This window comes from Carboxylicivirga linearis (assembly GCF_018271995.1).
Lineage (GTDB): Bacteria > Bacteroidota > Bacteroidia > Bacteroidales > Marinilabiliaceae > Carboxylicivirga > Carboxylicivirga linearis.
In genome coordinates this window covers 98,217-108,960 of sequence record NZ_JAGUCO010000019.1, presented here as the reverse complement: position 1 = coordinate 108,960, position 10,744 = coordinate 98,217, and the positions used below count along the sequence as shown (strand labels likewise).

The 10,744-nt window shown below is 34.9% G+C and carries 8 protein-coding genes; 7 read left to right on the top strand and 1 reads right to left on the bottom strand.

The genetic code is table 11. The features are described 5' to 3' along the window. The first annotated feature begins 252 nt into the window (after positions 1 to 252). Both KEM10_RS18160 and KEM10_RS18155 read left to right on the top strand, forming a co-directional pair. Entirely contained in the window at positions 253 to 1,485 is a 1,233-nt protein-coding gene (locus KEM10_RS18160; RefSeq protein ID WP_212217637.1) for an AAA family ATPase, read from the top strand. Next, positions 1,485 to 2,156, top strand: a complete 672-nt coding sequence (locus tag KEM10_RS18155; RefSeq protein WP_212217635.1) for an HNH endonuclease — start codon at positions 1,485 to 1,487, stop codon at positions 2,154 to 2,156. The genes KEM10_RS18160 and KEM10_RS18155 overlap by 1 nt, the downstream gene beginning before the upstream one ends. Before the next feature lie 365 nt (positions 2,157 to 2,521). Here the strand turns inward: KEM10_RS18155 and KEM10_RS18150 are convergent, their stop codons facing one another. Then, on the bottom strand, positions 2,522 to 4,744 hold the full coding sequence (locus tag KEM10_RS18150; RefSeq protein ID WP_212217633.1) for a LamG-like jellyroll fold domain-containing protein: 2,223 nt from the start codon (positions 4,742 to 4,744) through the stop codon (positions 2,522 to 2,524). Between the two features lie 175 nt (positions 4,745 to 4,919). On the opposite strand from KEM10_RS18150, the gene KEM10_RS18145 reads away from it, so the two are divergent. The 5 genes from KEM10_RS18145 to KEM10_RS18125 all read left to right on the top strand — a co-directional run bounded on the left by KEM10_RS18145 (position 4,920) and on the right by KEM10_RS18125 (position 10,730). Beyond that, positions 4,920 to 5,678 (top strand): DUF169 domain-containing protein, encoded by a 759-nt coding sequence (locus KEM10_RS18145; RefSeq protein ID WP_212217631.1) that lies wholly within the window; start codon positions 4,920 to 4,922, stop codon positions 5,676 to 5,678. 131 nt (positions 5,679 to 5,809) lie between these two features. Continuing rightward, a complete protein-coding gene (locus tag KEM10_RS18140; RefSeq protein ID WP_212217629.1) occupies positions 5,810 to 6,655 on the top strand; it encodes a tetratricopeptide repeat protein in 846 nt (281 codons plus the stop codon). 376 nt (positions 6,656 to 7,031) lie between these two features. After that, entirely contained in the window at positions 7,032 to 7,598 is a 567-nt protein-coding gene (locus KEM10_RS18135; RefSeq protein WP_212217627.1) for a ribonuclease H family protein, read from the top strand. 184 nt (positions 7,599 to 7,782) lie between these two features. Next, positions 7,783 to 9,021, top strand: coding sequence for a hypothetical protein (locus tag KEM10_RS18130; protein WP_212217625.1), 1,239 nt, complete (start codon positions 7,783 to 7,785; stop codon positions 9,019 to 9,021). Between the two features lie 5 nt (positions 9,022 to 9,026). Beyond that, on the top strand, positions 9,027 to 10,730 hold the full coding sequence (locus tag KEM10_RS18125; protein WP_212217623.1) for a methyl-accepting chemotaxis protein: 1,704 nt from the start codon (positions 9,027 to 9,029) through the stop codon (positions 10,728 to 10,730). The last annotated feature ends 14 nt before the right edge of the window (positions 10,731 to 10,744 follow it).

Below are 10,744 nucleotides of genomic sequence, written 5' to 3'. Positions count from 1 at the left end.
TTGGGTAATATAACGAAATTGAAAACAAGCTAATGAGCAGTAAATGAACCATTAAGCAATATTAAGAAATAAAAAGTAAGTAGTGTACAATGTATATACATAATAGCCGAAATAGCAGTAAATTCATGGGTTGTAGCCCGCTTCAGCTTTCTTGCATTTTGACAGTAAAGTGTCACGCAGTCGGCTACTATTCTAATACTCAACGTTGGCAGCAAGCAAAAGAAAGAACCAAGCATCATAAAGTAGAATAATATGAAAGAAAATTTTATCACAAAAATTGATATAAAAGAATCAAGAAACCTTAAAGATTATAATGTTGAACTATCAACTGAGAATAGGAAACATCTGATTCTTACTGGAAAAAATGGCAGTGGAAAGACAAGCTTGTTGCTGGATTTGAATCAATTTCTTTCAAATATTGATAACGGAAACTTTCAACACATTCAAAACCAGAAGAATAATATTCAGAATTATGAAAGAAGTCTACAAAGGCCTAATATATCTCAGCAAGATAAAGTTAATTTAGAAAGAGGTTTACAGGATACAAAGAATTGGTTTAAACGATTTGGAGGTACTAGTATAGATTTTTCTAACTCAGAACATATTATTTTTGATAAGTGTCAAAAAGGAGATTTTCTTCTCGCATTCTTCGATTCTAAAAGGCAGACTAACTTGCAAGTTCCAACTGGGATAAAGAAGATAAACTTGAAAAAGAAGTACAGTATTCAAGAAAAAGCTAACACCAATTTCATTCAATATATTGTAAACTTAAAAGCTGACAGGTCTTTTGCTCGTGATGATAATGAAATGGATGTAGTCAATAAAATTGATGATTGGTTTGAACAATTCAGAAAAAGATTACAAGAAATATTTGATGTAGATTCTTTGGAATTAAAATTTGATAGAAGAGCATATAATTTTGAGATTATAATTAATGGATATAAACCATTTAATTTTAACACTTTATCAGATGGTTATTCTGCAATAATAAGTATTGTTACAGAGTTACTCCTAAGAATGGAGTCTCATAATGTGAAGTCATATGATTTAGAAGGTATCGTGTTAATTGATGAGATTGAAACTCATCTCCACGTTGATTTGCAAAAAAAAGTACTACCATTTCTAACTGACTTTTTTCCAAAAATTCAGTTTATTATTTCAACTCATTCGCCGTTTGTATTAAACTCAATTGAAAATACGATAATTTTTGACCTAGAAAAAAAGATTGTTACGACTGACCTTTCGGGTTATTCATATGACACTTTGATAGAAAGTTATTTTGATTCAAACAAATATTCAAATGAGTTAATAAGTAAAGTAAATGAATTCGAGAACCTTTTAAATAAAAAGGAGAAGTCAGAAGAAGAAATTCAACGCTATGCATTTCTAAAGTCATACCTAAATGAAATACCAAAATTTATTTCTGATGAATTAGCTGTAAAGCTTCAGCAACTTAAATTGAAATCTATTAAAGGCAATAAATAATGGTATACTTAGAGAAATCACAGCCAGCTCCAGATTGCCTTGAGATAGAGAAAGAAAAAGCAAATGGGAGTTATAATTGTAATGGTGTATTGGAACGTTTAAAAAATGATTTTAAAAATAAATGTTATGTTTGCGAATCGAAAGAACCTCATACAATTAATACAGAGCATTTTTTACCACATAAAGGTGATAAGGACTTAAAGTTTTCATGGGATAATCTCTTCTACTGTTGTGGACATTGTAATAATACAAAACTGGCCAAAGAAAAATATGATGACATATTAAATTGTACTGTCGAACAAGATGCAGTTGACTCTAAAATCAAGTATCAAATTAACCCTTTTCCAAAAGAGAAAGTTGTTGTTGTACCAAATGAAAATACTGAAAGAGTATTAAATACTGTAGACTTATTATTAAGTGTGTATAATGGTACAACTGAACTTAAAACAATTGAATCTGCAAATATTAGAAATAAGTTACTTAAAGAGATTCGTGAATTTCAAAATCTATTGTTCGAGTTCTTCGATGACAGTTATGAACCTGATGAGAAAGCTGTAATAAAAAATGCCATCATCAGAAAACTTCGACCTTCAACACCATATACAGCTTTTAAAATATGGATAATAAGAGATAATCAAGCACTAATGGATGAATTTGGAGAACATATATAAATGCCAGCTGCCAATCGAGTAGCCAGCCCCACTAGCAAACGCTAGCAGGGAGAAGCTCTCACACCACGACTTTTTACTTTATAAAAAGTACGTACGCGATCTTCGCTCCTTCCTATCATTTAAAAAGTCCACTGGACTTTCCAAACGATGGAACATATACGGCGGTTCTCTACATTAAGGGGAGCAGCGAATTGTTGTAATAAAACAAATACTTAGTCATTAGTCGAAACATATAAGATAAACTAACACCTTTCCTCAATTCTCTTTTGCAGGAGAGGAAGCACAAGTCATAAAAAAGATACTATTCTATATTGGAGATAATTGCCTTAATATAGCCACCTTTGAGGTGATGTAGTTTAGGAGTGTTAATTCACAATAATTTTTTGAGAAACAAACTCATCATCAAAAGATACCCTTAACAAATAAATACCTCTTTGAAAAGCTGAGGTATTTATTTGAATCTGCCCTTTTGCCTGACTGTGCGCCGAGGTATAAACCAACTGGCCACTAATACTATACAAATCCGTTTTTAACTGTTTCAATACTTTCTGAGGTTGAATAACAATATGGTCTTCGTTTGGATCTGTGATAATAAGTACATCAGCCTTCTCTCCTGCTTTTTTGATATTAACAGAAGTAGGAAAATCACTTTCATCCAGACTACGATTATAGATGGTTACATTATCAAAATACCCTCTGAAATAAGGATCGTTGGAATAAAATGATTTACCCAGATAAGCTAACAGGTTACTTCCTAAATCACTTATTGATCTTGTAAAATCGTTCTGATCAACCAATACATCATTGATATATAACTTAGTTGTGGCACCTGCTTTAATAAGCTTAACATTCATCCATTGATTGTAGAAACTACCGTTAGTAATTACATCCTGTTCTTTACTATACGATTCTGTGGTAGTAGCAAAACGTACTTCCGATGAACGAATACGTAAAAATCCATACTTGTAATTATCCTGTCCAATACCCAATACAAAATGATAGTTTTCGGTAGAATAAGGTTTAACATCCATTGATATGGTTATGCTGTCCATTGCATCCAACAAACCTTGTGGCATTGCCATATAGGTATTGCTCGACCCATCGAGATAAAGCACTTTTCCTTTTTCGGCATCATCAACCACTGTAGCATTCCCAAATAAGGTTGCATCATTGACATTATCAGAATCATCTTCAATGGATGATCCACTTGTATAACTATCGAAGGTATATTGTGCAATGGGTCCTTCTTCTGCAGTTGGATATTCGGCCTGTACGCCCCATTTTTCCATCAAATCATCATATTCAGTTTGTGTTATAGGAATTACAGTACCGTGCTTGGCTCCTGTTGGCATCAGGTAAGTACCATCATCAGCCAGCTCCAAACTATTATCTGCACTTATATCAGACGATAAAAACGGGATATAACCTCGTCGGCTACCGGTATATTCATCAATTAATACACACCATTTTTCTTCATCTATAAATTTAAACATGGTAGCACCTTCGTACCCTCCGGTATAACTCTCCATTTCATCGTTTGGAATGCGAACAAAAGAATTACCCAAACCGGTGGTATTATTATAATCCAATAAAGCGTCACTCACATATAACGACACCGAAAGCACTTCCTCATTTTTAACAAGTAAATAATATTGACCTTTGGTTTTTAAGATAGATGCATCAATATTACTATTTGATGATTCGAAGAATATCTGAGGTTCGGTGAAATGGATAAAATCTCTGGTTTTAGATAGCCAGATACGTTGTTTGGAGTAATTATCATCGGCTATCAAACTCGACCAATAAACCAAGTGCTCACCAGTTACTTCATCATAAATACTTTCAGGCGCCCATGCATTACCCGCATCTATTGAGCTGGCAACATCAACCATACGCTGCTCTGTCCAGTTTACCAAGTCATCCGATTCCCATACCATCAGAGCCGTACTGCCCTGTGTGGCCATCAGCCCCCAATTGTTATTGTACTTGCTATCGTAAATATTTAAATCGGTAGCTATCAAATAAAAATGATCACCTTCAGGAGAGCGAATAATATATGGATCGCGCACTCCTTCATCGCCTAAAACAGATACCAACACCGGGTTATTCTCATTTAAATCGCGCCAGGTAATGCCATCATCACTAATAGCAAAATGAATTTGCTGAACTTCATTCTTACCCGCCACCGAACTAAAATAAGCATATAAATAACCAACATAATTATTGGATTCCGGATTGGCCAAAACAGTCAATTCAAAATCCTTTGTATCTGTTTCGGAGCCATCTGTTGCAGTAACCGTTAAAGTTATTATTTCATTATTATTGGTACGTTGTACAAATCCGGGTGGAGTTGTAATTTCATTATTATATCCATCCTGATGATCAGCATTTATAATAGCAGAATTACTTGACGACCAGCTGAAGGATACATTTCCATCGTCACTCGATTCTGACAAGTACAAATGACTTTTTACAGTGGTTGGCAATATCAGGTTATCTAAAGCTGTTTGAACATTGGTTTGCCCAAATGAGATGGTACTTATCCAACAAAGAAGAATTAAGATAGGTAGAGATTTTTTTCGATTCATAAAAACTAGATTTAATGACCTAAAGATACCTATTAACAAATTGACTAATATGCTCATTTTTCGGCAAAGAATAAGAAGAATTAAAACATCGCTACGGTATAGCGCAAAAAATATTATAAATTGAAAACTAGTTTAAACAACATAAATAAAAATTATAACCGGAGGTACCTGTTTTATGAAGAGTGAACTAATTAAATCCTTAAAACTAAAAATGCAGCCAGTTGCAATATTACTTACTAATAACAAGCCCGATGATGGTCTTCATTTTAAAGAAGGAAGCAGAACCGGTTGTGTGGCTTCGATGTTAGTGACAGCAAGTAAGAAAAATCGTCAGGCTTATTTCGATCGGAACTCATTTGGTTGTCCAGGCGGCGGAACTGGTTTGGGTTTCGGTGACTGTTATGGTAGATTTCCAATTGACAGTCTGCTATCCACAGGAAATAAGGAGATGGCAAAACAAATGGGACGTGAAGGATCCTTTATGGAACACGGAGAACGTTTTTACAAAACTCCGGAACTGGCCAAAAAATGGGTCGATTCGCTTCCAATGAGAGATGTATCTGAGAAATATATTGTATTTAAACCCTGGGAACAACTTACTGAGAATGATACCCCCGAATTAATTGTCTTTTTTACCAATGCCGATCAATTATCAGCTTTGGTTGTAATGGCGGACTATAATCGAGGAACCAATCAAAGTATAACCGCCCCTTTTGGAGCTGCCTGTCAATCGATATTATTTGGATATGCTGAAGCCAAGAAAGAAAGTCCCAAGGCTGTTTTAGGCTTTTTTGATATTTCACAGCGTCATGCGGTAGATAAAGATATTCTAACGCTAACAGTTCCTTTCAGCTTGTTTAAAGAGATGGAAGCCGGAGTTGAAAGTAGTTTTCTAAGATTACATGCCTGGAAAAAATTAGAAGATCGACAGTAATGAATCAATCATACCATAACCAAACAATGCCTGATAAATCAGAGGAAATTTAGCCTTATAAAACTTGTCATTTCAATTTTTTATATCAAGCTTGCAAGCCCAATTAATACTAAAAAACAGTTAATACAATCATGTCAAGAAAACTATTGATAGTAATATGCTTTTGCATACCAATACTATCCTTTTCACAAAAAACAGATAATACGGAAAACAACCTGGAAGAACCTTTATTCAAACCTTTTATCGAAAGGTATATACTTGATGAAATAAAGAGTTTACGTGAAGAAAACCAACGCTTAAAAGCGCAGGTAACCGAACAAATTGCGGAGGCCAAGCTCGAATCATCAGACAGAGCCATACAATACACAACCAGCACCATTAATAACATTTTCTATATTATTACTGCTGCTGCTTCTTTACTGGTTCTGTTAGGCTGGCGATCGCTCAACGATATTAAAAAGAGCATTAAAATTGATACTGCTAAGAAAATACAAACCTTAACGGGTGATTACGAAAGCAGATTACAACAGATTGAGAAGAAAATGATGGAGCGTTCAAAAATTATTATTGAAACGCAGCAAGAAATAACAAATACCAATTCGATCCACTCATTATGGATGAGGGCTGGTCTGGAAAAAAGTGAGGAAGAAAAAATTTCTATTTATGATGAGATATTAGAGATTAAACCAAACGATATTGAAGCCATGACTTATAAGGCTGATGCTTTACTGGAAATTGGTGAGGTAAGATGGGCATTGAATTTAACCAATACAGCTATTGAGCACGATAATGAATATTCACTCGCCTATTGGCAAAGAGCATGTGCTTACTCGCAGCTTGATAAACAAGTAGATGCCATTAAGGATATAGAAAAAGCACTTGAATTATCTGAAACACTTAAGGATGAAATTCAGCATGAAAAACATTTTGACAACCTCAGAAATAACAAGCATTTTAAATCTTTAATTAAAGAATAAAACGTAGAGACAAAAAGCATTCTCTCTAATAGAATATAAATGCATTGTAACGTATTATTATTCTCAATAATTAACTAGCTCATTATTATTAATGGGCTTTTTGTTTTAAATTTAATTCTTCTATACCGTAGTAATAGTTTTTGGGTAATTTAAATACTTTATTTTGAAACCGATAAAACTAGTTATAATCATAGAGTCTGTAACTGATCATACCATTATCGGTTTAGCATGCTATTGCTCCTGTCGGGTTAATTTCAAGTATTCTCTTAGAAATAAAGAATTCCACTTTAAACATAAAAACGATCTCACCAATATCATTCAAAAATCCCTTTTTCAGTTTAAAAAAGTTATACTCTCAGCATCAAAACGAAACTTGATGGTAGGCCAGGAAATCAACTGTGTTTTTATCGAAGATTTTAATTTTCTGGAAGATTCTGCCTACAATTCTTTTATACGTTTAGACAGACGAAAAGAAGATTTAATTATTTCTACCAGTAACAGCGAAACTAAAAAAATACACAAGGTTTATACCGACGGTTCGTATGCTTCCCAAACAATGACATCGGGCTATGGAGGCATAATTGAAAGTACTGATGGAAGTAAAGAAATATTTTGCGAATCCTTTTTAGGAGGAGGAAGTAACAAAATGGAATTATTGGCAGTATTAGATGGTTTAAAACGTTTACAAACGATAGATAAAATACAAGTTATCACCGATAGCCGTTATGTGATTAGAGGAATGATTCAATGGATGCATTTTTGGAAGCATAATAATTGGCAAACAGCCTACGGTACAAAAGTTAAATTTGCTGATTACTGGCAACAAATAGATGAAATAAGCAATGGAAAGCTAATTGAATTCAATTGGATAAAAGGTCATTCGGGACACACAGAACAGGATTTATGTCATCGGCTGGCCAAAAATTCGGCTAAATTAATGTAGTTATTCTTAATGTATATATTACACATACTCTAACACTTACCTTCTTTTTTATTCAAATCCAACACTCTAGGATGTTCATAATATATTTTTAACCCTTTTATTCATTTCGTGCGTAACCTAATAACGTTAGCAGCGTATCACACTACTTATTTTATATTTCTATAGGGGAGTTTATTTTTTAAGTATGAAGGGGAAAAATTATTTAGTATTACTAATGCTAACTGTAGGTGTATTTTGTGCAAAGGCGCAAGAAACTCCAAAAAAAGAAAAGTTTGATTGGTTAAACATTTCAGGTTTCATAAGCCATTCGGTTAAATATGATTCCAGACAAACGGTTAACGCACGAGAAGGAGAATTTCTGTTGTATCCTAAACCGGTTGTGAAAGATGAATTGGGAAATGACGTGAATGCATTTGGCAAGTTGCAAATGTTCAACTTACATTCGAGAATGCGTTTTTCGATGACTGGGTTTAAATTCAATGGTTTTCAAACCAGCGGAGTATTAGAATTTGACTTTTTTGGCACAACAGATGCCAATAGTTCTACGGCAAGGCTTAGACATGCTTTTATTCAGCTAAAAAACGACAAAATTGGATTTCTTTTAGGACAGGCCTGGCATCCAACTTTTATTACCAGTTGTTTCCCTGGGATTATAGCATGGGGAGCAGCTGTACCTATTCAACCCTTTAGCAGGGCACCACAATTTCGATTTACTTATACACCTTCATCAAAAGTTGAGTTGTCTCTTTCAGCTTTGAGCCAGCGCGATTTCTCTGACAGGGGTCCCAACGGTGCTTCGGGTGAGTATTTGCGAAATGCGGGCATTCCGGAGTTTCAGGCAAGACTTATAACCTCTTTCGAAAATGGGATAATGGCCGGTGTTGTTGGTGGTTACAAAACCATTGCTCCACGCCTTAAAACGGATACTGGTCTTGCTCACAAAGAAACAGCATCATCCTATAATATCGGTGGATTTGCCAAATACAGCAATAATCGATTCTTGTTTAAGTGTTACGGAACTTATGGTGAAAACTTAACCAACCTACTTTTAATTGGAGGTTATGGTGTTAAAAGTATAGATCCTGAAACTGATTACCGCACTTATGAAAACTCTGAAACACTGGCTTTATGGAGTGAAGTAGAATACAAAATAAATGAATGGTCAGCAGGATTCTTTGTTGGTCATGTTGCAGCACCTGATCATGAGAATAAACCCGATGTTTACTACGGCTTTGCTAATGACCTCACATCTTTAACCAGATGGTCGCCTCGCATAGCTTATAGTAAGAATAAATTAAAATTGGGGGTTGAATTAGCCACCACTACTGTTAATTATGCTGACATGCAACAAAACGATCAATTCATTGCCAGCCATAATATTACCAATTACCGTTATTTATTTACCACCATCTATAAATTCTAAGCATCATGATAAAGCTTAATATAACCAATAAGATTGTATTGCTTGCAATAAGTGCTGCATTATTCTTAGGACTGATAATTTCGAGCATTTTTGTTTATGTCATAAACCGCGATCAGAAACGTGAACTATCACAGTTGGAAGAATTACTTAGAAGCGATTACGACAATAAAATAAAGGAGCATTCTCAAATTATTTTGTCGATGCTTAATCAAATAGAGAAGGTAGGCAATGAATTTGGCCTATCTAAAGATTCAACTGAGAAATTTGCCGCCAACATCATACGTGAAGCGAAGTACGGAGAAGTTGGATATTTCTGGGCTGATAAATCAAATGGGCAAAACGTTTTTATTAAAGGTTCCGGAACAGAAGGTACTGACCGTTGGGATATTAAAGATGCCAAGGGTAATATGCTGGTTCAGGATATTATTAATGCCGCTATAGAGGGTGACGGATTCTCGGAATATTGGTGGCCTAAAGCCAATTCTGACGAACCTTTACCCAAGAGAAGTTATAGTGCTCATTTTAAACCGTATGATTGGGTGATTGGTACAGGTAACTACACTGATGAAATTGATAATGAAATATTATTACACACAGAGGAAAGTAATAAGGCCATGAGGGATACACTCATTCTATTGCTCATTATTTTTACTGTGGTTACAGCTTTAATTATAACAACCAGCATTATTATTGGAAGACGTGTTTCAATGCCAATTGTTAGTCTGGTATCGGATGTTGAAGAAGTAGGAAAAGGAAACATTGATAAGATTATAAAAACCAAGGCCAAAGATGAAATTGGCCAATTGGTATCTGCATTAAACTCTATGTTAGCAAACCTGCGAAATGTGGTTGAAGCAATCATTAATGGTTCGGATGAAATAAGTAATGCAAGTTATCAATTAAGCAGCGCTTCTGAACAACTATCACAAGGGGCCAGCGAACAGGCCAGTTCCATCGAAGAGGTTTCGTCAACGATGGAAGAAATGTCTTCAAACATTGAACAAAACAGCGAAAATGCTAATGTAACAGATAAAGTTTCTTCTGAAGCCAGTATAAGTATTACTGAAGTAGCTAAGCAAGCTCAAAAGGTGGAAGAAACAAATAAAAAAATTGCTGAAAAAATCACCGTCATCAACGATATTGCTTTTCAAACCAATATACTAGCATTAAATGCTGCTGTTGAAGCTGCACGAGCAGGAGAACATGGACGTGGATTTGCGGTTGTAGCAGCCGAAGTGCGCAAACTGGCGGAAAACAGTAAAGTAGCTGCTGACGAAATTGTTGGTTTGGCACAAGCCGGACTGGAACTAACAGAAAAGGCAGGTATTGTTATGCTGGATACTATTCCTAAAATTGAAAACACTTCAAAACTGACTCAGGAAATTGCTGCTGCCAGTATGGAGCAAACCAATGGAGCTGCTCAGGTGAATAGTGCTATCCAACAACTTAACAGCATTACTCAGCAAAATGCATCATCAAGTGAAGAGTTAGCTTCCAATGCAGAGAGCTTATCAGAACAGGCGCAACATCTTATAAAAGTGGTTTCTTTCTTTAATATCGGTCACAAAAAAGCACAGAAGAAGGACATAAAACCAACTGCTCCTAAAGATGAACCAAAAAATACTGAAGTAGAGAAGAAAACAACTACTTCTGATGATAATGTAATCAAGCTTGATTTAAATAAAGATGATGATTATCAGACCTTCTAATAGATTTAATAACT

Bases quoted from the DNA above. Each gene is read 5' to 3' on its own strand.
- KEM10_RS18125 (WP_212217623.1), top strand. From the start codon at position 9,027: ATGATAAAGCTTAATATAACCAATAAGATTGTATTGCTTGCAATAAGT.
- KEM10_RS18150 (WP_212217633.1), bottom strand. From the start codon at position 4,744: ATGAATCGAAAAAAATCTCTACCTATCTTAATTCTTCTTTGTTGGATA.
- KEM10_RS18160 (WP_212217637.1), top strand. From the start codon at position 253: ATGAAAGAAAATTTTATCACAAAAATTGATATAAAAGAATCAAGAAAC.
- KEM10_RS18140 (WP_212217629.1), top strand. From the start codon at position 5,810: ATGTCAAGAAAACTATTGATAGTAATATGCTTTTGCATACCAATACTA.
- KEM10_RS18155 (WP_212217635.1), top strand. From the start codon at position 1,485: ATGGTATACTTAGAGAAATCACAGCCAGCTCCAGATTGCCTTGAGATA.
- KEM10_RS18130 (WP_212217625.1), top strand. From the start codon at position 7,783: ATGAAGGGGAAAAATTATTTAGTATTACTAATGCTAACTGTAGGTGTA.
- KEM10_RS18145 (WP_212217631.1), top strand. From the start codon at position 4,920: ATGAAGAGTGAACTAATTAAATCCTTAAAACTAAAAATGCAGCCAGTT.
- KEM10_RS18135 (WP_212217627.1), top strand. From the start codon at position 7,032: ATGGTAGGCCAGGAAATCAACTGTGTTTTTATCGAAGATTTTAATTTT.